The organism is Adlercreutzia sp. CNCM I-6216, from assembly GCF_977113345.1.
On sequence record NZ_CDSBIE010000010.1, the window covers coordinates 20,968 to 42,048 of the forward strand.

Here is a 21,081-nt window from a genome sequence, read left to right on the forward strand (position 1 = left end):
ATTGCCATGATCAACGAGAAGATGTACGGATTGGGCGATGAGCCGAGTGCCATCCGCGAGCTGTTTGCCTACGGGATGGCGCGCAAGGCCGAGATCGGTGCCGAGAACGTGTTCGATTTCTCGATCGGCAATCCCTCGGTGCCGGCGCCCGAGCTGGTGCGCGAAACCATGCTGGAGCTTCTGGATATGGATCCGGTGGCCCTTCACGCCTATTCGCCGGCGGCGGGGCTGCCCGAGGTGAAGGAGGCCATTGCGGCGTATCTGTCTGAGCGCTACGACACGACGGCGACGTCGGGTCACTTGTACCTGACGGCCGGTGCGGCGGCGGCTTTGGCTTCATCCGTTGCCGCTGTGACCCATCCGGGTGATGAGGTGGTCGTGGTGTCACCGTACTTCCCCGAGTACCGCACGTGGATCGAGGCGGCCGGCTGCACCATCGTGGAGGTGCCGGCGGCGGTTCCGAGCTTCCAGCCCGGCATCGAGGCGCTGCGCGCGGCCATCGGGCCGAAGACGAGTGCCGTGATTATCAACACGCCGAACAACCCGGTGGGCGCCGTGTACACCCGCGAGAGCCTTGAAGCCCTGGCGGCCATGCTGCGCGAGCGCGAGGAAGCGCTGGGACGTCCGCTGTACCTCATCAGCGACGAGCCCTATCGCGAGATCACCTACGGCATCGAGGTGCCCTGGGTGCCGTCGATCTACGCGCGGACCATTGTGTGCTACTCCTATTCCAAGGCGCTCTCGCTTCCCGGCGAGCGCATCGGGTGGGTGTACGTGTCCGATGCCGCTGACGACGGCGATGCGGTGGCGGTGGCCGTGGCGGGCGCGGGACGGGCGCTCGGCTACGTGTGCGCGCCGGTGCTGCTGCAGCGCGTGGCGGCTCGCTGCGTGGGGGAGCCGTCGGACGTGGCCGCCTACGCGGAGAACCGCCGTCTGCTGACTGAGGGGCTTTCCGCGCTGGGCTACGAGTACGTGGAGCCCGACGGCGCTTTCTACCTGTGGGTGCGCGCCTTGGAAGAGGATGCCCAGGCGTTTTCCGATCGCGCGAAGGAATACGAGCTGCTCATCGTTCCTTCGGACAGCTTCGGCGTCGGCGGCTGGGTGCGCCTGTCCTACTGCATCGCCCGCGACACCATCGAACGCTCGATGCCCGCATTCAAAGCCCTGAAGGAGAGCTACGAAGCCAAATTGAGTTCGTAGCCATAGCGCGCCCTCGTTTTCTCAGATTTATCCAAGCCGACCGCTTTAGGAATTTGGTTGGTGCGCTTCTCGTCATTTTCCAAAGAAAGTGGCTCTACTTACGCTTGCGGTGAGCGAGCCAGAAGAAGCCGGCGCTGGCGACGATGAGACCGGCGAGGGTCGCCACGCGGCCTACGCTGGGGTCTTTGTAGCCGATGGCGAAGACGCCGAGGCAGAAGGCGGCCATGATGACGCAGAGAATGCCGAGCCAGCGCAGGTAACGTTGCTTCTCTTCCATGAGGGCGTCCTAGCTTCCGTAAGAATTGAGGTACTCGAGGATTTCCTGGCGCGAGTGCATGCCGCACTTGCTGTAGATGCGCTTGATGTGGCTGTGGGCGGTGGCGGGAGTGATGAACAGCTCCTCGGCCACCTTTTTCTGCGTGTGACCCAAGGCGTAGAGGGTGAGCACGTCCATTTCGCGGCTCGTGAGCAGGAAATGCTCGCCCATGCGCTCCACGTTGCGACGCATGGAATCGGACAGCTCGCCCATGGTGGACGGGGAAGGGGCGAGGGAAGACTCCAGGGCAGAGGAGGGCGAAGAGCCGAGAGGCGACGGCATTGTCGCCGAGGGGGAAGGCGAGGGCGTGGAACCGGGGGAGGCTGAGGCGGGGTCGATCTGGAAAAGCTGCTCCCGGATAGCGGCGCACTCCTCGTTGCAGCGGATGCACTGGCGCGCCTCGGCGGCCTTCAAAGCCTCGGAGGCTGTTTGTTGGGCGGTGGCCTCGCGTCTCGCGGCGTTGAATACGACGCTCTGCAGCGTTTGCTCAGCTTCGGCCAGCGCCGCCGCCGACTCGGCCGCATCGGCTTCGGCCTGGCGCATGACCCGCTCGTTCTCGGCCTCCAGGCGATCGGCTTCCGCGGACGATTCTCCGCGCTCGGCGTGCATGAACTGCACGAGAACCACTTGGGTGGAAATGAGGACAAGAGCCCCGAGAAGCGAGTTGATGAGCAGATCGTTGCCGGCCAACGGGTAAGTGAAGTACAGCAGCATACGGGCGAGGGAGCGCGAGCCGAAGCAGATCACCCAGCCGCCCATGGCGTAAATATAGGGGTCGCGAGTTCCGAAGCTGGTGAAGGCGATGATGACGTACCAGCAGTAGGCGCAGATGACGATGTTCAGCGTGTTGACGGCCACGGCCCCGATCTCCCAGTGGTAGGGGAAGGCGCCGAACAGGACGAGGCTGAGGGAGGCCAAAAGCGCCATGGTGATAAACGCGTCCACGGTCATGACGCGCTCGCGGCGGCGCACGACGAGAAGCATGAGCAGGGCGCATATCAGCATGGAGCACAAGGCGTAGGCCAGTCGCGAGCTCCAGGTGAAGGGGATGGGCAGGCCGTCGGGATAACCGCGGAGAAAGCCGTCGACGAATCCCAGAAGCGCCATGCCGACAGCGCAGGCGGCGAGGAATCGGGAGTCCTGGATGTTGCTGCGGGCGAAGGTGAAGAAGGTGCGCGCCCGACGGTGCGGCCGCTCCGTCGGATGCTCGGCGCGCAGGCCGGCCGGGCCGAGGAAGGCGAACTGGGCCACGATGAGCGCCATACCGATGATGTTCTGCGCTCGGGTGGGCAGAAACGAAAGTAGGTAAACGATGCCGACGCTGATGAAGAAGGCCGAGAACACGAACAGGGCGGCCGTCACTTCGTCGGTGCCGCGCAGGCAGCGCAGCCAGTAGAACATGCACAGCGACAGGGCCAGGGTGTTTGCAATGCTGAGGGCAAAAGCCGTGGCCACAAGGATTTGGTCGGCGCTGTCGAGCAGGGAGAGGGCCATGGAGGCTCCAGCAGCGACGATGATGCTCCCCACCATGATCCATTGCACGGCGGTAGCGCCGAGCTCGCGGCGAGATCGCGAGAAGATGAGCAGCGCCACGATGAAGAGCGCGCAGGTGACGAACATGGAGCCGTCGGTGAAGATGCCGTCGTCGGTGGAGGCGTAGCTGCCGTAGCACGCCACGATGAGAGCTGTGCGTGCGCAGATGATGCCTGCGAGCATGGGCCAGAATGCCTTTGCGCGACTCAAAAGTCCGCTCACGACAACGCTCATGAATCCCCCTTTCGCCCGATGCATGTTCCATCATGGCTTTCCCGCGATTCCCCATCATAGCTCTTTTTCGGGCTTGTGCGCGGGGAATCTTGGCTGCGGCGCATCTGCCGAGAGAGCCGTTACGTTTCCGCAATCTGACATCGCCTGAAAGAGGGGAGGGGCATTGAGGGGGTTCTGGTAATCTTGCAAGTGAACAATCGAAGAAGAGGAGGAGCCCATGAGCGAGGGTCGCGATATCTACCACGAGCCGAAGCAGAAAGTGCTGCTGCGCACGGCCGATGTGTACCAAACCGAAGTGGACGACGAAGTGGCCGGATACTCGGACAAGCTTTTGGCCATTGTGGCTGACTACCACAACGGCGGTCGCCCCGAGGGGATGAACGCCCAGGCGATGGTCGGCAAGTCGAAGCGCGGCGAGGTGGCGTTCCGCTTGTTCGGACGCATCAATCCCGAGACGCGCGTCATCGAGGCCGCCGGCTTCAAGACGCGCGGATGCCTGGCGATGACGGGGTGCGCGAGCGCCACCTGCTCGATGATCGAGGGGCGCACTTTCGACGAGGCGCTGGCGCTCACCATTGAGGATGTGCGGGAGGCCGTGGGTGGCGTTCCCGCCGGGAAGGCGAACACACTGACGTTCTCCGTGGAAGCGGTGCGGGCGCTCATCGGCGACTTCCTTGCGCGGGAGGGGGCCGGTCTGGCCGAGCTTGATGCGGTGGTGCCCTGCGACTCCTACAGCGTCGCCTGCCTGATGTGCGAGCATTGCTCGCTGCGCGACACCCGCACCGACCTGCTCGTGGCTGCCATGGACGGTGAGTAGCCGTGCGCGAGGAAGACGAGATCCGCGCGGCGGTGATCGCGCTGGCGGAAGCCCAGGCGGCGGGCGAGGACATTGCCGACGCGCTGCCCCATGGCGAGGCTTGGGCCGCCACGGCTGCAGCGTCTGACGAGGTGGGCGCGGAAGACGCCCTCGATCCCGAGCAGGCGCGTGAGGAGGCCATCGCGGCGGTGCTTGATGCGGCGCGCGCGACCTCGCGAGCAAGCCGCCTGTCGTGTCCCTGCGAATGGGAGGCTGCGGGCCTGGTGCCCCCGTCGATGACGCCCGAAGACTTGGAGATGGCCGTCTACGATGCGCTTATGGAATTCGGCGATCCCAACGGCTCGCGCGATGCGGGCGACGTGGAGGGCCCCGATGCCGGAGGCGCACCTCGCCGCGCCGCCAACAAGCACGTGAAGTCCGCCTTCTCCTCCTCCAACGGCCGCCCCGTGGGCGCATCCCCCTTCAAACGCAAAGCCGTCTCAGCGGATGCGGCAGAGGTTGGGACGGAGCGATCGGCGAAGGCGAAGCCGAGCGGAGAGGCTGAGTGCGTCGATCGGGCGAGCTCCGCGACAGAAGAAGACGTCCGAGGGGCTGGCGGGTGCCCTGACCGAGCGAGTTCCGCAGCGAACGAAACAGCCCAGTGGGCTGTTTCGCAGAGCGAGGACTGTTTGAGCGAATCAGGGTACCCGCCAGCCCCGCCCCAGGAGACTTCCAACCAGATTCCCGAGGAAGACCCGCATCCCGAGTTCGCGCACATCCGCCTGCTCATGGGTGCCGAGAGCTACTACCTCTACGACGATTCGGCCATGACCGACGCCTACGCCCGCTGGGCGTTCCTCGCCGCTGAGGACGACCCCGTGGCCACCTTCATCGAATGCGTGCGCGAGGAGTCGTCGGTCTACCCCCGCCCCATGGCGCGGGAGAGCTTGGCCAACGACCCGTTTCGCATGAAGGCCGAAGCGGTGGAGGCGGCCTTCGCTGAGGCCCGCGCGCAGGGTCGCGCCGACGACATCGAGCGCGTGGAGGCTTCCAACGGCGACGTCTACTTCTATTCCACGACGTATTTGACTCCTCGCCGCGCCCAGGCCCTCGCCGAGTGGGACGCCGTCGAGCGCATTCGCAACGTGTAAGACTTGCCTGCCCAAGCCTCGGCGGTTCAGTCTGTGAGCTGCGCTGTCGAAACCGTAGCTCGACCCGTATTTTTGTCGCGCTTTTCAGATGAGTTGGACATTTTTGTGGGTCGGGCTGCGGTGTTTTAGGCGACTAACTTTCCAAAAGAACAAGAAATACCTGTTCAGGGCATCGGGCTTGTTGTTCGGGCGAAGACGACCCGCAGCCCGAGAGGCAAAAATGTCGTAGGCGCTCTTCTCTGATGGCAAAAACACGCCTCGTGCTACGGGTGCGTGCAAAAAAGGAGCCCCCGCAACCGGTTTGCGGGGGCTCCTTTCACGAAGGGGGAGCTCCTTCGGAGCTCGCGTTAGAAGGGGTCGGCTATCAGGTGAGGTGATGCCGCTTGGGAGGGGCGACCGAGGTCGCCCCCTACGGATCAGCCTTCAGCGCAGATTGGTTTCGCTCTGCGCATCTCCCTAGGCGTCGGGAAGCAGGCCGAGGGCGGCGAGGTCTTCCTTCACGTCGGGCATGTCGTAGTAGTCCAGGCACTCGGCCGTCGGGCAGCCCAGCTCGGGATCCCAGCCAAAGCATTCGTACATCATGGTGAGGGCCGTTTGGAAATCCTCTTTGTCCATCTTGTTGGTGCCCTCGGTGAACACCTCGATGTCCGGATCCATGGTGAAGGGCCACTCGGTAACGACGTCGTGCACGTTGCGGAAGTCATTGGTACCCATTTGCCCGTTGGCACCCACCATGCCGCGCGCGGTGTTGGCTCTCTGTAGCGTGGTGATTTTCGCACCCATCTTGTACAGGTCTTCCGTCGTCACGTCTTCGCCGGTGACGGCCTTCATGAATTTGGCCTCCAGATCCAGGTCGCCGCGATAGTCGCGAGCCTTCGTGGGGCTCATCGTCATGGGCCATACCCAGTTGCACAGCGTGAGCGAGTCGTGCAGCACGTCGGTGACGATGGACCACCAGGCGAAGTTCGCTTTATACTCATTCATGGGGGTGTAGTTCTTGTCCGGATCGATGGCGCTCGCGTCGCCCCACACTTCGGCCGCGATCTGCTGCTTAAGCTCGAAGGGCAAGCCGCAGCCCTGGAAGTTCACGGCAGAGTGGATCATGTCGTCGCGGTTGAAGACCATGTTATAGAGCAGGCCCACCTGTCCGAAGCACTCATGGGCATGGTGCACCGGCCAGCCGCGCACGTTGATGAGCGTGGAAGCGGGGGTGTTCCACCAGTCTGGATCGTTCCAACGCTCGGTCCAGACGATGGGGCCGTGGCCGATGTAGGCGATCTCCGAGTCGTTGGCGGCGATCTTCGCCAGAAGGGGCGGCACCATGGAGGGGTCGTTATTCTTGAAGCCCTCCCAATTGATTTCCGCGTACTCCTCGGGGGGCAGCACCTTCTGGAGCAGGCCCGTAGCATAGCAGTGGGCGATGTCGCGGTAGATCTGCCCGTAGTTGCACCACAGGCCCAAATCGTCCATGGTGGAGCCGAATACCTGATCCCAGATGAGGGCGTCTTCACTGCCGGCTTCAACGGAAGTGTTGTCGCCTAAAATCTTGATCATGTAGTTGGTGAACGGGAAGTTCGGCACGCAGGTGTTGCCCGTGATCTCGTAGCCGCCGTTGGCCGCCGAGGCCGGCACGCGCAAGTCGGAGTAGCAATGGATGGGGCAACTGTGGCAGCCGTCCATCTTGATGGTGTACTTCTCGGCCTCTGGGCCTTCGTCTTTGAAGGCCTTCATGCAGCGGTAGCCCACGGTGTTGATCTCGCCGGGCTTCGGCTCGCCGGTGTCGATGGGGCCGCCTTCGGCCAGCGCCCAGGTCAGTCCCTTCTGGGCCGTCCAGCGGCTGCCCTTGTCGAAGTACTCGGCCCACTCCTGCTGGGTGGAAGGTACGACGTGGTTGTTGTTGGAGCCGACGATCTCGCGCAGCATGTAGTCGGACAGGTCGGCCACCTCTTGCGGGTCGGCCACGTAGATGGGCTGGCTACCGCGCACGACGAGCGCCTTCAATTTCTTCGAGCCCATGACGGCGGCGGCTCCAGCGCCGGCGGAATGGTTGCGGGAATTGATGATGCAGGCGTAGGGCAGCAGGTTCTCGCCGGCAGGGCCGATGGTGGCCACGCAGAAGTCGGTGCCCTCCTTGCGCGAGAGCGCCTCGGTGGTGGCGCGGGTGCCCTGGCCCCACACTTGATCGGCGGGCTTGATCTCAATGTCGTCATCGTCGATCTTCAGGTAAACCGGTTCGTCGGAAGCGCCCTCGATGACGATGGCATCCCAGCCGGCCTTCTTGATGGCCGCACCGATCATGCCGCCGGTGTGGGCGTCAACAACTTGATGATCGGTGGTATAGGTGGAAAGGGAGGCGATGGTGGTGCGGCCCGCCAGGGGAACACCGGTGGCGGTCAGAGGGCCGACGGCGAACACGATCTTGTTCTCCGGGGAGAGCGGATCGGTGCCGGCGGGCACTTCGTCGTACATGATCTTGTTGGCTATTCCCATACCGCCCAAATACTCTTTATAAGGGTCGGTGGGCGAGACGGAAACGGTTTTGTCGGTCAGGTTGACGCGGAGGATCTTACCGGTCCAGCCATAGGACTTGTTGGGATCCAATTTTGAATCAGCCATGATGAAGCTCCAAATCTCTTCGTGTACTCATGTTGCGTGGTACTAGGTCGTCGATCTGGAGTAATCGTCGCGTACGAGTATAAGGGAGGGCAATTTTATCCCCCTCCCCTCAATGAGGGGATCTTTTTCAACGGAAACATGACGGCTCCTCTACGGACGGATGAGGAGAAATCAAACGTTCGGTAATCCCCCTCAAAGAGGGTACACAGCTTCTTCATTCATGACTATGATGCCCTCTGTTGCGTGGCGTCGCGATCTTGAGTTCTCTCTGAGACAAGCATGAAGTTACAAGGGGGAGTTCAAATGTCTGACACCCAGAAAAATGAAACCGTGGCCACCGAGCAGCCGCCCGCGGCCCCGGTGTCCGCTACCGAGCCCGGCTCTGCGCCGGCCTCCGAGAAGAAGCAGCCCTTCTTTACCCGTCGCACCGTGCTCGCCATGACCGGTTGCGGCGTTGCCGGCCTGGTGGTCGGCGGCGTGCTCGCCTCCTGGGGCGTGACCACCGCCTCCATTGCCTCGGGCCGCATCGAGCTGCGCACCACTCCTACGAAAATGATCGTCACCGACCGCGCTCGCTGCTCCGGCTGCCAGCGCTGCGAGATGATGTGCACCCTGAAGAACGACGGCGCGACCCAGCAGTCCATCGCCCGCGTGCGCGTGTGGGACAACTACAATTTCGGTTCCGGCGTCGATACCAACGACGGCATCTTCGGCAACTGCCAGTTCACGGTCGCCTCCTGCAAGCAGTGCGTCGATCCGCAGTGCGCCAAGTACTGCCCCGTCCATGCCATCCACTCCGATGAGGAGACCGGCGCTCGCGTTGTCGACGAGGACGTGTGCATCGGCTGTGGCATGTGCTCTGCCGCCTGCCCTTGGAACATGCCCCACATCAACGCCCAGACCGGCACGTCGACCAAGTGCATCTCCTGCGGTCGCTGTGCCGAGCAGTGCCCCAACGGCGCCATCAAGTTCATCGATTGGGAGGATATTGCCCAGAAGGCCATCGACGAGGGCGTGGTTTCCACGGTCACCATCGTCGAGGCTTAAACGATAGAGAGAAGGACCATTATGTCAGGACACGCTTTAACACGGCGCAGCTTTTTAGTTGGAAGCGCCGGGGTGGCTGCCGTGGCCGCCGGCGCGGGCCTTGTGAGCTTGTCGGTTCGCGGCGAAGCCGATGCTGATGCCGAGACGGATAAGCGAACCGAAGTGGTGCACTCGCTGTGCAATTCCTGCTCGAGCAAGTGCGGTTATTACGCCTACGTCGTAGACGGCGAGCTCACGAAGCTCATTGGGGATGAGGCCCATCCGAACGCGCAGGGCAAGTTGTGCGCGCGCGGGTACGGCTATTCCCAGATCGCCTATTCGCCCGATCGACTCACCGACCCGATGAAGAAGAACGAAAACGGCGAATTCGAAGTAATAGGATGGGATCAGGCGCTCAGCGAGATCGGCCAGAAGGTGAACGATATCATCGCGCAGTACGGCCCCGAGGCGCTTGCCATGGTGCAGGATCCGCGCCCGTCGGGCAAGTACTACACGAAGCGCTTCATGAACGCGCTCGGCAGCCCCAACGTGTACACGCACGGCGCCGCCTGCAACCTCTCCAAGGAGTCCGGGTTCACGCAGGCCATCGGGGCGGCCAACTTCGAATCGGATGTGGCCAACTCGAAGATGACGATGTTCATCGGCCGCAGCTATGCCGACGCCATCCGGCCCAGCTCGGTGGCCGCGCTGCAGCAGGCGCACGAGAACGGCGCGCACATCGTGCTGGTGGATCCGCGCCTGAACAACAGCATCGCTTTCGCTGACGAGTGGGTGCCCATCAACCCTGGCACCGACCTGGCGCTCATCTTGGCCATGTCCAACGTGCTTATTAATCGCGATCTCTACGATGCCGAGTACGTGGCGGCCAACAGTGTCGGATTCGACGAGTGGGCGAGCGCCATTGCGGGCTACACGCCGGAATGGGCCGAGGGCATCACGGGCATTCCCGCTGCCGATATCGAACGGCTGGCGCTCGAGTTCGCCGAGGCGGCCCCTGCGGCCTCCATCGAGCCGAGCTGGCGCGGTGCCTTCGGGTGCTCGTACGCGAACTCGGGCGAGACGGCGCGAGCGCTCTGCCTGTTCAACACGCTTCTGGGCTGCTGGAACCAGCCCGGCGGGGCGCTGTTCCTCCCCAGCGTGAAGGCGGGCGATCTCGATCCGGCGAAGTTCCCCGAGGTGCCGAAGGTCGAGGCGAAGATGTGGGGCGCCGAGGAGTACCCGCTGGCGCTCTCTTCCATGGGCACCAACCTCTACGTCGCCGAGATGGCGAAGGAGGGCAAGGTCAAGGGCCTGTTCTTCTACAACTCGAACATGGCGGCCGGCTATTCCAACCCCGCCCAGCTGGCAGAGGACTTCGCGAACCTCGATCTGATGGTCGTCGTCGACGTGCAGATGTCGGAAACCGCGATGCTGGCCGACTACGTGCTGCCCGAGTGCAGCTACCTGGAGCGTCGCGAGCTGCCCGAGTTCGTGGGCGGACGCGTGCCGGTTGTTTCCCTGCGCGATCAGGTGCTCGAGGTGATTCACCCCAACACGCGTCCGGTGGACGTGATTTTCACGCAGCTGGCCGAGGCGTGCGGCGTGGGGCAGTACTTCCCGTTCACCGTTGACGAGCTGGCCGACGCGCAGCTGCGCAGCGTGGGCACGAGCCTCGATGAGCTGCGCCAGGTCGGCACGATCTCGTTCCCCGAGAAGGCCTATGCCTACGGCAAGGTTCCCGAGTGGAAGACCCCGACGGGCAAGATCCAGTTTACGAGCGAGGCGTGCGAGGCGGCTGGATTGTCCGCGTGCCCGGTGTGGGTCGAGCCCCAGGTGATGCCGAACGAGACCGTCGGCGAGTTCCGCCTCATCGGCGGCAAGCAGGCCATCCACACGCATACGCAGACCGCCAACTGCGAGCCTTTGATGGACATCACGAAGTCCTACGGCCTCGACCGCATCTGGATCAACGCTGAGGTGGCCGAGCGTCTGGGCATCGCGGATGGTGACGAGGTCATTCTGTCGAACACGATGGCCGAGGGCCCCATCAAGGTGAAGGTGACCGAGCGCATTAACCCGACGGCCATCTACATGCCCTCGCACTATGGCTGCAAGTCTCCCGATCAGCGCACGGCCTATGGGGTTGGCTTGAACTTCATGGACTTCGTTCCCTTCCACATGGAACCGGCCTATGGCTCGGCCATGACGCAGGAGACGTTGGTTTCCGTGCAGAAAGTAGGTGAATGATGGCACGCTACGGAATGCTCATCAATACCAAGAAGTGCATTGGCTGCTATGCCTGCCGCACGGCCTGCCAGCGCCAGAACGATCTGCTCCCCGACGAGTCGTTCATTCGCTTCGAGGAGCGCGAAGTGGGCAAGTACCCCAACGTGACCGTGGAGCACATCCCGCTGCAGTGCATGCACTGCGAGGACGCGCCGTGCGCGAGCGTGTGCCCCACCGGGGCCGCGCATATGGGCTCTGACGGCATCGTCGAAGTGGATCACGGCCGCTGCATCGGTTGTCTGTACTGCATGGCCGCCTGCCCCTACCAGGTGCGTACGCGCAACTCGAAGACGGGCGAGGTGGACAAGTGCCGCTTCTGCACGCTTTCTTCGTATGAGAACGGCACGAAGATGTGCTCGTGCGTGGATGCCTGCCTGACCGGTGCCCGCATCTTCGGCGATCTGGACGATTCCGACAGCGAGATTTCCAAGGAAATCGCGCGCACGGGTGCGGCTCCCATCGCCGGCGATCTGACCCGCGCCAAGATCTATTACGTGAGGTGATTGACATGATCTACGAACCCATTTGGGGCGCCATCATCGCGTGGTACCTCTTCCTGGCCGGCTTGGGCGGCGGTGCGTTCGCAACGGCAGTGTTCGTTCGTTATCGCCACCCGGAGTGTAAGCGCCTCATGCGCGTCGGACGCCTCATCGCGCCGATCGTGGTTATCATCGGTCTGTGCTTGTTGATGTTCGACGCTGCCGCGGGCTTCGCCCATCCGCTGCGCTTCGCGCTTCTGCTCACGAACTTCGGGTCGGTCATGACCTGGGGCGTGGTGTTTCTGGCGGTGTTCGTGGTCGTCGCGCTCATCGTGCTCCTGCTTGATTTGATGAAGCGCGAGGTGCCGATGTGGCTCGATTGCGTGGGGCTCGTCATGGGCCTGTGCGTCGCCATTTACACCGGCTGCCTGCTTGGCGTGTGCCAGGGATTCCCCCTGTGGAACAGCGCGCTTCTGCCGATTCTGTTCCTGGTGTCCGCCGTGTCCACCGGCATGGCCGCGGTGCTGCTCGTCGGCGTGTTCTATGCGCCCGATGAGTTCAACGAGGTGGTCGTCATGAAGAAGTTCCACTTCTGGCTGCCCGTCATCGAGTTCGTGTTGGTTGCTGCGCTGCTGTTCATCACGGCGTTCAACCCGAGCCCCGCCGGCTGGGAGAGCGTGATGTCGCTGGTGTCGGGCAATTGGGCCGTCGCGTTCTGGCTGCTGTTCGTCATCGTGGGCCTGGTGCTCCCGACGATTCTGGAATGCTGGATGCTGTGGCTGGCCAAGCACGAGTTCGAGACCTCGCGCACGGGCCAGATGATCAGCGCGCTGTCGGATGCGGGCGTGCTCGTCGGCGGCTTCATGCTGCGTCTGCTCATCGTGAGCGCGGCGGTGCCGATCACGATTGTTCAGCCCTGGATGCTGTAAGTTCTTGCGATACCCACTCCTTGCAAAAGGCGGCCTTAGGGCCGCCTTTCTTGTGGGACGGCTCGGCATTTTTGTTTCGCGGTTTCGGAGAGGGCAGGTTTCGGAGAGGGCGGCTGCGGAAGGGTGCAGTTGCGGAAAAGGAGCGGAGCGGCTTCAGGCCTGGACGTGGTACGTTTCGACGAGCCACTCTTCGAGGCAGAGACCGCTTTCCGCTATGTCGGAGGCGGCCTCTTTGCCGACGTAGCGGTAGTGCCAGGGCTCGTAGCCGATGCCGGTTGTGGCGCTTTTGTCCGTGGGGTAGCGCAGGATGAAGCCGTACTCGGTGCAGTGGGCCATGAGCCACTGCTGGGTGGCCGTGGATTCCTGGCCTTCGTCCAGTTCCAGGTAGTCAGCGTCCACGATGTCGACGGCGAGACCGGTTTGGTGCTCGCTGGCGCCCGGTGGGGCAACCCAGAATGCGGCGGCCTCCTCGGCTTCGGTGCCTTCCAGATGCTCCTCGCGCTCGGCTCGCTCGATGCGGTTTTCGAAGAGATTCTCCTGGTAGTCGTAGGTGCGGAAAGAGGAGCAGATGATGGGATGTGTGCCGGCGGCTTCGGCAGCCGTGAGCATGGCTGTGAGATCTTCGACGATGCGGGCATCCACTCGGTGGTTGACGTGGGGCTCCACCCAGCTTGCGTCGGGCAACTCGGCCAGATTGCTAGGCGCGAAGTCGGCGGCGAGGGGATGGTCGCGGTTCACGAGGCGCAGGTTCCAGGGTAGGTCTTCAAGCGTCGTCGGAGGCATTTCGGTATTGGTCGCGGCTGCTGACTCGGTCTCGGGAGAGGTCGTGGCGGCCGCTGCTGTCTCTGTGCTGGGTGAGGCGATCGTGCCGTTAAGCGGCGTTTCGGGTTGGGTCAGGGTACCGGATTCGGAAGGTACAGGCTGGGCGTGGGCGGCCGACCTGCGGGAGGAGAAATAGGCACCGTCGCCGACGACGAGCACGGCGGCCAATCCGCCGGCGAGCGCGATGAACTCGCGACGGTCGAGCGCGAATGGCGCGTTCGTCATGGGGCCTCCTCCTTCCTGGGTTCGGTGTTTCGTTTGGCTTGCCTTCGGCTGCTGCGTTGTCGCTTGGGGCTCGGTTCGCTTTTGGGGCGGCCGGCTCCGGCGACGTGTGATTGCCGCTGGAATGCGCCAGTTGCGACTGGCGAGCCGATGGGGGGCTCCCATGGTAGCGCTTGGGTTGCGCGCCGCGTGACAGCATTTGCAAAAAGACGCACATCTTACGCTTTCTTAATTGGAGTGTTCAGGGTTCCGCAAGCGGGAAGGCGCAGGCGCTATAATAACGGCCATGAAAAAGCCAACAGAGAAAACGAAAGAGACGATTGCGCAGGGCGATGCGGGCGATGCTCCCGACGGCGTGACTGATCGCGCAATCGAGGCGAGGGAGCAAGTCTTAGCGGCGGCTGCCGACGAAGACTCTGCAGAAGGCGAGGAGGGCGCTGAATCTCGCGTGCGCTTATCGAAGACGAACCGCTACGATTTCGGGGTCGTGTCGGCGGCCACGCATAAATCGATGCAGGGCAACAAGCGACGCGATACGAAGCCGGAGGTGCTCGTGCGTCGCATGCTGCGTGAGATGGGCTTTCCCGGTTACCGCTGCGACTGGGGAAAGGCGCCCGGGCGTCCCGATGTGGCCTTCGTGGGGCGCAAGCTCGCCATCGAGATCCGCGGGTGCTTCTGGCACCGGTGCCCCACCTGCAGCCTGTCGGTACCCAAGAAGAACCTCGATTACTGGGAAGCTAAGTTCGCCCGCAACGTCGAGCGCGACGAGCAAAACCTAGCGGCGCTTGAGGCGGCCGGCTGGAGGGTGCTCGTGCTGTGGGAGCACCAGCTGAAGAAAAAGGAGCTGCCGGCCACGCGCCGCCTTCTGTACGAGTTCGTACGCCGCGAAGACGACCCCGACTACGATGAGACGTTCCCGGAAGAGAGGGAGGAATAAGTGGATTCGGGCGGTACAAGCCCTTAATCTAATTCATTGGGTTCAGAAAAGTGAGAATATAGGGTCTGTTCAGGTTCAGAAAAGTGTATAACCTGATTCCATCTTGGTTCAGAAAACCGAATTAGGCAAAAGCTAAGGTCCAGAAAACAATATATAGCCTGATGACGCGATGAAACGAAAGTGGATCCTCCGCGCGAGGCAAAAGGATATCGTGGAATGGTATCGCGAGGACATCGCCAAGCGCGCCGGGGACAGGGCGCTGGTCGTCAAGCGTATATTCGACCTCATTCCCCACAAGCTGAGCGGTCGGAATAAACGATTCGTGGCCAAATCGATCGAGGGGAAGGCCCAGCTCCCTCAGCGTCTTGGTCACTCGACCGCCGTTGGCAGCGAGGGCCTCCAAGGCGCGTTTGCGATCCTCGTCGGTGAACATGCGATCTCCTCTCCGGGCCTCGATCCAGGTCCAAGATTTCGTCCGCATCCCCCTACCATAGTCTCATGTTGTTTCAAGAGATGAGACTATTTGCAACTACTAGCAGCGCGCGAGCTGCTAGCGGGGGTTGGTTGTGCCTGAGATCAGCGATTTGCGCACTGCGGCTACGATTTAGGCTACACGCTCGAGGAACGCCTCGTAGAGGCGGTTGTCAGAGTCGAGTTCGGGATGGAAGGCGGAGGCTATCTGGTTGCGGTGGCGCACGGCCACCGGCGTGCCGTCTAGGGTGACGAGGGGCTCGACCCCGGGGCCGAGGGCCTCGATGCGCGGGGCGCGGATGAACGTGAGGGGGATGGCTTCGTCGGTGTTTTCCCAGCGGCCCTTGGCGTGGAAGCTGCCGAGTTGGCGGCCGTAGGCGTTGCGGCGCACGGTGACGGGCAGGGTGCGGAAATGGTCGGCGAGCAGGATGAGGCCGGCGCAGGTGCCGAGGGCGGGGAGGCCCTCGGCGATGCGTTGGCGCAGCGGTTCGAACATTCCCAGGTCATGCAGCAGCTTCGCCTGTACGGTGGACTCGCCGCCGGGGAGCACCAGGCCGTCGAAGGGACGGGCGAGGTCGGCGGCCTGGCGCAGCTCGATGGTGGTGCAGCCGAGGGATTGCAGGCGCTGCTCGTGCTCGATGAAAGCGCCTTGCAGGGCGAGAACGGCGATGGTTGGGGACATGGGTTCTACTGCCCCCGCTCTTCCATGATGATCTGGATCTCCTGCTCGTTGATGCCCACCATGGCTTCGCCGAGGTCTTCGGACAAGGCGGCGAGCATCTCAGGATCGTTGAAGTTCGTGGTGGCCTTTACGATGGCCTCGGCGCGTCGGGCCGGGTCGCCCGACTTGAAGATACCGCTGCCCACGAAGACGCCCTCGGCGCCCAGCTGCATCATAAGGGCCGCGTCGGCCGGGGTGGCGATGCCGCCGGCGGCGAAGTTCACGACGGGCAGCTTGCCGGCCTCGTGCACCTCGCGCAGCAGCTCCACCGGCACTTGCAGCTCCTTCGCCGCTTCGAACAGCTCATCGTCGCGCAGGTTCTGGATGCGGCGGATTTCAGCGTTCATCCGGCGCATGTGGCGCACGGCCTGCACGACGTCGCCGGTGCCCGGCTCGCCTTTGGTGCGGATCATCGTGGCGCCCTCGGCAATGCGGCGCAGGGCCTCGCCGAGGTCGCGGGCGCCGCAGACGAAGGGGACGGCGAAGACGGTCTTGTCGATGTGGTAGGTGTCGTCAGCCGGCGAGAGCACTTCGGATTCGTCGATGTAGTCGATGTCGATGGCCTGGAGGATCTGTGCCTCGGCGAAGTGCCCGATGCGGCATTTCGCCATGATGGGGATGGAAACGGCCGCCTGGATGCCCTTGATCATGGCCGGGTCGCTCATGCGGGAAACGCCGCCGGCCGCGCGGATGTCGGCGGGGATGCGCTCGAGCGCCATAACGGCCGCGGCTCCGGCGGCCTCGGCGATGCGGGCCTGCTCGGGGGTGGTGACGTCCATGATGACGCCGCCTTTCAGCATTTGGGCGAGCTGGCGGTTGAGGGCTACGCGCTCAGCAGAGGTGATGGGAGTAGCGGGGTTGCCGGCCTGGTTAGCGGCGGGGGCGGTTTCGGTCATGAGGATCCTTCCTTTCGCAAAAGATATGAGCGGAAGGGTAAGGGATAACTGAGCTTAGTGTTATATTCAATTTGGGAAGTTTTAATAAGGTCAGTTGGAGATGGCCTCGGTTTCGCAAAGAGCCGACGAGCTGGCGATCTGGCAGAAGACCAGGTGGTCGTAAAGGAGCAGCTCGTTCAAAGCGTGCTGCAGGAGGAGGAAGGGAAAGCGATGCTCACGTATGTGCTAAATCGTGGAGGGGAGACGAGCCTGTACGAGCAGCTTTACCGGGCGCTTCGAGCCGACATCGAGTCCGGTGTTCTTGCGGCCGGCGCGCGCCTCCCTTCCAAGCGGGCATTCGCAAAGCATTTGGGGGTGAGCGTCGTCACCGTGGAGGGGGCCTTGGACCAGCTGGTGGCCGAGGGCTATGTGCGCGCCGTGCCCCGCAGCGGCTTCTATGTGCAGGAAATCGGCTCGAATTTGGCAAGTTTTTCGAGGGTTTCGACGCGTGAAACCGTGAAATCGCCTTCCAAAGCCGGTTTCGAGGGCAAAAGCGCGCTCGGCGTAGCCAAAATGGGGGTTTCGGAAGGTGGCGACGTCGAAACCCTCGAAAAACTTGCCACAAAAGACGAGTCCTTTTGTATAGCTTGTGGCAAAGGGGATGTTTCGGGGGCGTGTGGGGGGTTCCAGGGCGAAGCGAGCCTCTGCGGGAATGCGACGAAAATCCGGAGCAACGCGTGCATCGGGGATGACAGGGCCGAATGCGGGGCATCTTGGAACGGCCAGAACGATGCCGGATGTGGGGCATCTTGGTGCGGCCAGAATGGCGCCGGACGCAAATGGCTCGCCGATTTCACGGGGGCGACGGCGCCGGAAGGGGTGTTTCCCTACGCGGCGTGGGCACGGACGCTGCGGCGCGTGTTGGCCGACGAGAGCGAGCGCACGGTGCTGGAGGCGTCGGGGCCTCAGGGATCGCCTCGGTTGCGGGCGGCCATCGCGGCGCATCTGCGGGGCTTTCGCGGCATGGAGGTGCATCCCGACCAGATCGTGATCGGTTCCGGTGCCCAGTCGCTTTATGGCCTGCTCGTGCAGCTGCTCGGTCGTAATCTGGCGTACGGCGTGGAAGACCCCGGCTATCCGCGGCTTACGCGCATCTACGAGTCGAACGACGTGGCGGTGCGGCCGATCGCTCTCGATGGGGAAGGGCCGGTCTTGGAGGCGCTCGAGCGTGCCCGCATCGACGTGCTGCACTGCACGCCGTCGCACCAGTTTCCCACCGGTATCACGGTGCCGGTGTCGCGCCGGCGCTCGTTGTTGGAATGGGCCCAGAGTGGGGTTGCCGCGCCCGAGGACGGTGCAGCGGCTAGGGAGATTCGCGGTCGGAGCGTGAAAGCTTCCAGTGCCCAGTCGCGCTACCTCATCGAAGATGACTTCGACTGCGAGTTCCGCATGGCGGGGCGTCCCGTACCTCCACTCGCGGCCCTCGATGGGGCTGGGCGGGTCATTTACGCGAACACGTTCTCGAAGACGCTCGGGGGTGCTTTCCGCATTGGCTACATGGTGCTGCCCGAGGCGCTGGCCGAACGGTTCCGCGACCGACTTGGCTTTTACGCCTGCACGGTGGGTGCATTGGAGCAGCTGACGTTGGCGCGGTTCATGGAGTCGGGGGACTACGAGCGCCATGTCAATCGCCAGCGGACGCGTTACCGGCGGCGGCTGAGCGCGCTGATTGACGTACTAGCGGCGTCTTCGGCCGGCGATCATTTGCACTTTGCCAATGCGGGTGCCGGGCTGCACTTTCTCATGGAGGTTAGGAGTGTCGAAGGAGACGAGAGAGATAGTGCGACTTTCGAGGAGCGCGTGGCCCGGCGCGCTGCGATTCGGGGCGTGCGCCTGGCGCCTTTGGGCCGTTATCGGTTCACGGGTTGCGAGGCGGGAGCTCCTGGGCGCAGCTCGAACGAAACGGTAGGCTGCCGGTGCGAGGCTCGCGAAGTCGAGGGTGCCCGAAGGGTATGCGACGAGGTGCGGTCTGGGTGCAGCGAGGGGAGGGGTCGGCGCCGTCCCGCCTTCGTGATGAGCTTCTCTTCCTTGGAAGAAGAGACGATCCCGGAGGTAGCCGGGATCGTCTCGGAGGCGGTTATGGTCGAGCTGGGCTGACCTGGTCATCCTCGATGAACTAGGAGGCGCATTCAATCAAGTGCGCGTCGGTTGTTTCTAGCCGATGACGTCGCCGTTGACGGCGAAGGTGACCACTTCGAAGGGGATGTCCTTGCCCGACTGGGCGCAGGCCTCGGCGGCGGCGCGCTCGAGGCCGCCGCAGCAGGGCACCTCCATGCGGGCGACGGTGACCGAGGTGATGTCGTTGGCGGCGATGATGGCGGCGAGCTTGTCGGTGTAGGAGCCCTCGTCCAGCTTGGGGCAGCCGATGATGGTGACGTTGCCGCTCATGAAGCGCTCGTGGAAGCTGGCGCAGGCAAACGCGGTGCAGTCGGCGGCGATAAGCAGCCCGCGGCCCTGGTAGTAGGGGGCCTGCACCGGTACGAGTTTGATCTGGCACGGCCACTGAGCCAAGCGGTTCGGCAGAGCGGCGGCCACGGCGGAAAGCGCGTCGGTGGCGCCGGTAGCGGCCGGAGCGGCGGTGCGAGCAGCCGGTACAGGAGCGGCTGGTGCCGGGGCTCCGTTCAGGGAGCGGCTGCGGGAACCGGGGCATCCGCCCTGGTGCGCAGGCGACGGCGCCGGCTTCGGAGCGTCGTCGATGAGGGTGCGGGCGGCCGAGCCGGGACAGCCGCTGCGGTGCTCGGCCGCGGCCGGAACGCTGCAAGCCGTCGCGCCGCCGTTGCGGGCGGCCAGGTGTGCCGCCACGGCAGCCTCGTCGTAGGGAGCGGCTTCCCGCTCGACGAAGGAGATGGCGTCGGTAGGGCAGGCCGGCAGGCAGTCGCCCAGCCCGTCGCAGTAGTCGTCGCGCATAAGGCGCGCCTTGCCGTCGACCATGGCGATGGCACCCTCGTGGCATGCGTCGACGCACAGGCCGCAGCCGATGCATTTGTCCTCGTCAATGTGAATGATCTTGCGGAGCATGGAACCTCTTTCGCTTCGTGTCGTATGTCGGGCAGCATCATAGCGGGTCGACGCGAAAGCGCAAGAGGCTCCATGTAGATGATGGAAAGATGTGGACGAACCCCTACTCGGCCAGCAGCTCTTCCACCTTCTCGACCTTGGTGTGCAGGGTGTCGGTGTGCCCCGGCCGGATGTCGGCCTTCAGGACCACCTCGGTGCGGATGCCCTGGTCGGCGAGGGCCATGGTCGCGTCGCGTACGACGGCCATGACCTCGTCCCAGTCGCCCTCGATCTCGGTGAACATGGAGGTGGTGCGGTGGGACAGGCCGGAGTCGCGGATGACGCGGATGGCCTCGGCCACATAGGGCGCGAGCTCGTCTCCCACGCCGAAGGGCGCGATGGCAACGGCAACAAGGGTGTTCATAGGGCGGCCTTTCTCTTTGGTTGCAAATGCGGCTTCGAGGTTTGCGGGCTATCGCTATGGGATTACGCGGCTGATGTGCTGGTGAGTGCCAGAGGCGCCTCAGTCACTTCTTCGGTGGTGAGGTTGTAGAGGGCATTGAGGAAGGCGACTTGGAAGCTGCCCGGACCGTCGCAGGTTTCGGCTGCGCGCAGGCCGGCCAGGTTGTAGGCGGCCGTTGCGGTGAGCGCTGCCACGAAGGGATCGGCCACGCAGGCGTAAACGGCGCATACGCCGCCCAGCGAGCAGCCAGAGCCGGTGATGCAGGTCATGAGGGACGAGCCGCCGGAGAGCCGCGCCACCTGCACGCCGTCAGTGACAAGGTCGGTAGCGCCGGAAACGGCTACCGCGCCTCCCGTGAAGCGGGCGCACGCCACGGCGGCGCGCTCGGCGGCATCCACGGAATCAGTGCTATCGACGCCGCGGGGGCCGTCGCCGGAAGCGCCATCGGCCGAGTTGCCGCCAAGCCCCCACAGGTCGGCCACGGCGATGATCTCCGAGGCGTTGCCGCGCAAAATGGTCGGCGGATTCTCGCGCACGGCCTCGATGAGCCGAGTGCGCAGGCTGCCGATGCCCACGCCCACCGGGTCGAGCACCCAGGGCGTGGCCGCGGCCGCGCAGGCGCGCGCCGTGGCGGGAACCGTCTGCTCGTAGACGGGCATGAGCGTGCCCAGGTTGATGTAGACGGCCCCTCCCAGGGCGGCGACGCACTCGCCCTCGTCGGGCAAATACACCATGGCCGCCGAGCCGCCGACGGCCAACTGGGCGTTGGCGACGAAGCTCTGGGTCACGGTGTTGGTGATAGAAGGCGCGAGCGGGTTCGTCTCGCGCACCTCGCGCACGGCGCGGGCCATGAGCGTCCGCAGTTCCGCTTCAGTGCGGGTGGGGGAGGCGGTGGTAGTGGAATGTTCGGACATGGCGGTTCCTTTCCGGAAGCCGGAGCGTTGTCC

The 21,081-nt window shown here is 63.9% G+C and carries 18 protein-coding genes and 1 pseudogene; 9 read left to right on the forward strand and 10 right to left on the reverse strand.

Going from position 1 to position 21,081, the window contains the following annotated elements; translation table 11 throughout:
- The first annotated feature begins 6 nt into the window (after window positions 1–6).
- Window positions 7–1,200 (forward strand): pyridoxal phosphate-dependent aminotransferase, encoded by a 1,194-nt coding sequence (locus ACYVRU_RS09405; protein ID WP_173114162.1) that lies wholly within the window; start codon window positions 7–9, stop codon window positions 1,198–1,200.
- Window positions 1,201–1,294: 94 nt separating this feature from the next.
- Here the strand turns inward: ACYVRU_RS09405 and ACYVRU_RS09410 are convergent, their stop codons facing one another.
- Window positions 1,295–1,477, reverse strand: coding sequence for a hypothetical protein (locus tag ACYVRU_RS09410; protein ID WP_157012990.1), 183 nt, complete (start codon window positions 1,475–1,477; stop codon window positions 1,295–1,297).
- Between the two features lie 9 nt (window positions 1,478–1,486).
- Window positions 1,487–3,283 (reverse strand): helix-turn-helix transcriptional regulator, encoded by a 1,797-nt coding sequence (locus tag ACYVRU_RS09415; protein WP_231699512.1) that lies wholly within the window; start codon window positions 3,281–3,283, stop codon window positions 1,487–1,489.
- Between the two features lie 217 nt (window positions 3,284–3,500).
- Between ACYVRU_RS09415 and ACYVRU_RS09420 the strand changes: the two genes are divergently transcribed.
- A complete protein-coding gene (locus ACYVRU_RS09420; RefSeq protein WP_114539325.1) occupies window positions 3,501–4,100 on the forward strand; it encodes an iron-sulfur cluster assembly scaffold protein in 600 nt (199 codons plus the stop codon).
- Window positions 4,101–4,102: 2 nt separating this feature from the next.
- Complete coding sequence (locus tag ACYVRU_RS09425; RefSeq protein ID WP_302808908.1) at window positions 4,103–5,230, forward strand: hypothetical protein; 1,128 nt, start codon at window positions 4,103–4,105, stop codon at window positions 5,228–5,230.
- A gap of 456 nt (window positions 5,231–5,686) precedes the next feature.
- Here the strand turns inward: ACYVRU_RS09425 and ACYVRU_RS09430 are convergent, their stop codons facing one another.
- Window positions 5,687–7,846 carry an aldehyde ferredoxin oxidoreductase gene (locus ACYVRU_RS09430; protein WP_022739251.1) on the reverse strand — a complete coding sequence of 720 codons (2,160 nt, stop codon included), beginning with the start codon at window positions 7,844–7,846 and terminating at the stop codon, window positions 5,687–5,689.
- 303 nt (window positions 7,847–8,149) lie between these two features.
- Between ACYVRU_RS09430 and ACYVRU_RS09435 the strand changes: the two genes are divergently transcribed.
- From ACYVRU_RS09435 to nrfD, 4 genes are read left to right on the forward strand one after another with little or no spacing between them, the layout of a single operon-like run.
- A complete protein-coding gene (locus ACYVRU_RS09435) occupies window positions 8,150–8,893 on the forward strand; it encodes a 4Fe-4S binding protein (RefSeq protein WP_114548663.1) in 744 nt (247 codons plus the stop codon).
- 21 nt (window positions 8,894–8,914) lie between these two features.
- Window positions 8,915–11,119, forward strand: coding sequence for a molybdopterin-containing oxidoreductase family protein (locus ACYVRU_RS09440; RefSeq protein ID WP_114548664.1), 2,205 nt, complete (start codon window positions 8,915–8,917; stop codon window positions 11,117–11,119).
- The gene (locus tag ACYVRU_RS09445; protein WP_041714836.1) at window positions 11,119–11,661 is read left to right on the forward strand and encodes a 4Fe-4S dicluster domain-containing protein; all 543 of its coding nucleotides are present in this window, start codon (window positions 11,119–11,121) and stop codon (window positions 11,659–11,661) included. The genes ACYVRU_RS09440 and ACYVRU_RS09445 overlap by 1 nt, the downstream gene beginning before the upstream one ends.
- A 5-nt stretch (window positions 11,662–11,666) precedes the next feature.
- Window positions 11,667–12,566, forward strand: coding sequence for an NrfD/PsrC family molybdoenzyme membrane anchor subunit (gene nrfD, locus ACYVRU_RS09450; RefSeq protein WP_302223458.1), 900 nt, complete (start codon window positions 11,667–11,669; stop codon window positions 12,564–12,566).
- A gap of 230 nt (window positions 12,567–12,796) precedes the next feature.
- Here the strand turns inward: nrfD and ACYVRU_RS09455 are convergent.
- Window positions 12,797–13,775: pseudogene (locus tag ACYVRU_RS09455) on the reverse strand (M15 family metallopeptidase); the annotation flags it as partial.
- Window positions 13,776–13,896: 121 nt separating this feature from the next.
- Here ACYVRU_RS09455 and ACYVRU_RS09460 point away from each other — a divergent pair.
- Window positions 13,897–14,547, forward strand: a complete 651-nt coding sequence (locus ACYVRU_RS09460; RefSeq protein ID WP_461186057.1) for a very short patch repair endonuclease — start codon at window positions 13,897–13,899, stop codon at window positions 14,545–14,547.
- 121 nt (window positions 14,548–14,668) lie between these two features.
- Here ACYVRU_RS09460 and ACYVRU_RS09465 read toward each other — a convergent pair whose 3' ends face one another.
- The 3 genes from ACYVRU_RS09465 to pdxS form a co-directional block, all read right to left on the reverse strand.
- On the reverse strand, window positions 14,669–14,980 hold the full coding sequence (locus tag ACYVRU_RS09465) for a hypothetical protein (protein WP_461186058.1): 312 nt from the start codon (window positions 14,978–14,980) through the stop codon (window positions 14,669–14,671).
- Window positions 14,981–15,151: 171 nt separating this feature from the next.
- A complete protein-coding gene (gene pdxT, locus ACYVRU_RS09470) occupies window positions 15,152–15,700 on the reverse strand; it encodes a pyridoxal 5'-phosphate synthase glutaminase subunit PdxT (RefSeq protein ID WP_461186059.1) in 549 nt (182 codons plus the stop codon).
- Between the two features lie 5 nt (window positions 15,701–15,705).
- The gene (gene pdxS / locus ACYVRU_RS09475; protein ID WP_114548672.1) at window positions 15,706–16,635 is read right to left on the reverse strand and encodes a pyridoxal 5'-phosphate synthase lyase subunit PdxS; all 930 of its coding nucleotides are present in this window, start codon (window positions 16,633–16,635) and stop codon (window positions 15,706–15,708) included.
- Between the two features lie 210 nt (window positions 16,636–16,845).
- Between pdxS and ACYVRU_RS09480 the strand changes: the two genes are divergently transcribed.
- The gene (locus ACYVRU_RS09480) at window positions 16,846–18,771 is read left to right on the forward strand and encodes an aminotransferase-like domain-containing protein (RefSeq protein WP_417179646.1); all 1,926 of its coding nucleotides are present in this window, start codon (window positions 16,846–16,848) and stop codon (window positions 18,769–18,771) included.
- Between the two features lie 57 nt (window positions 18,772–18,828).
- Here ACYVRU_RS09480 and ACYVRU_RS09485 read toward each other — a convergent pair whose 3' ends face one another.
- From ACYVRU_RS09485 to thiM, 3 genes are all read right to left on the reverse strand, one after another.
- Entirely contained in the window at window positions 18,829–19,692 is an 864-nt protein-coding gene (locus ACYVRU_RS09485; RefSeq protein ID WP_161127768.1) for an ATP-binding protein, read from the reverse strand.
- A 103-nt stretch (window positions 19,693–19,795) separates the two neighbouring features.
- On the reverse strand, window positions 19,796–20,095 hold the full coding sequence (locus ACYVRU_RS09490; protein ID WP_157012629.1) for an MTH1187 family thiamine-binding protein: 300 nt from the start codon (window positions 20,093–20,095) through the stop codon (window positions 19,796–19,798).
- A gap of 62 nt (window positions 20,096–20,157) precedes the next feature.
- Complete coding sequence (gene thiM / locus ACYVRU_RS09495) at window positions 20,158–21,048, reverse strand: hydroxyethylthiazole kinase (RefSeq protein WP_302223445.1); 891 nt, start codon at window positions 21,046–21,048, stop codon at window positions 20,158–20,160.
- Between the last annotated feature and the right edge of the window lie 33 nt (window positions 21,049–21,081).

Bases quoted from the DNA above. Each gene is read 5' to 3' on its own strand.
- ACYVRU_RS09465 (WP_461186058.1), bottom strand. From the start codon at position 14,980: ATGTTCACCGACGAGGATCGCAAACGCGCCTTGGAGGCCCTCGCTGCC.
- ACYVRU_RS09460 (WP_461186057.1), top strand. From the start codon at position 13,897: ATGAAAAAGCCAACAGAGAAAACGAAAGAGACGATTGCGCAGGGCGAT.
- nrfD (WP_302223458.1), top strand. From the start codon at position 11,667: ATGATCTACGAACCCATTTGGGGCGCCATCATCGCGTGGTACCTCTTC.
- ACYVRU_RS09445 (WP_041714836.1), top strand. From the start codon at position 11,119: ATGGCACGCTACGGAATGCTCATCAATACCAAGAAGTGCATTGGCTGC.
- pdxS (WP_114548672.1), bottom strand. From the start codon at position 16,635: ATGACCGAAACCGCCCCCGCCGCTAACCAGGCCGGCAACCCCGCTACT.
- ACYVRU_RS09440 (WP_114548664.1), top strand. From the start codon at position 8,915: ATGTCAGGACACGCTTTAACACGGCGCAGCTTTTTAGTTGGAAGCGCC.
- ACYVRU_RS09485 (WP_161127768.1), bottom strand. From the start codon at position 19,692: ATGCTCCGCAAGATCATTCACATTGACGAGGACAAATGCATCGGCTGC.
- ACYVRU_RS09480 (WP_417179646.1), top strand. From the start codon at position 16,846: ATGCTCACGTATGTGCTAAATCGTGGAGGGGAGACGAGCCTGTACGAG.
- ACYVRU_RS09405 (WP_173114162.1), top strand. From the start codon at position 7: ATGATCAACGAGAAGATGTACGGATTGGGCGATGAGCCGAGTGCCATC.
- thiM (WP_302223445.1), bottom strand. From the start codon at position 21,048: ATGTCCGAACATTCCACTACCACCGCCTCCCCCACCCGCACTGAAGCG.
- ACYVRU_RS09490 (WP_157012629.1), bottom strand. From the start codon at position 20,095: ATGAACACCCTTGTTGCCGTTGCCATCGCGCCCTTCGGCGTGGGAGAC.
- ACYVRU_RS09420 (WP_114539325.1), top strand. From the start codon at position 3,501: ATGAGCGAGGGTCGCGATATCTACCACGAGCCGAAGCAGAAAGTGCTG.
- pdxT (WP_461186059.1), bottom strand. From the start codon at position 15,700: ATGTCCCCAACCATCGCCGTTCTCGCCCTGCAAGGCGCTTTCATCGAG.
- ACYVRU_RS09435 (WP_114548663.1), top strand. From the start codon at position 8,150: ATGTCTGACACCCAGAAAAATGAAACCGTGGCCACCGAGCAGCCGCCC.
- ACYVRU_RS09410 (WP_157012990.1), bottom strand. From the start codon at position 1,477: ATGGAAGAGAAGCAACGTTACCTGCGCTGGCTCGGCATTCTCTGCGTC.
- ACYVRU_RS09430 (WP_022739251.1), bottom strand. From the start codon at position 7,846: ATGGCTGATTCAAAATTGGATCCCAACAAGTCCTATGGCTGGACCGGT.
- ACYVRU_RS09415 (WP_231699512.1), bottom strand. From the start codon at position 3,283: ATGAGCGTTGTCGTGAGCGGACTTTTGAGTCGCGCAAAGGCATTCTGG.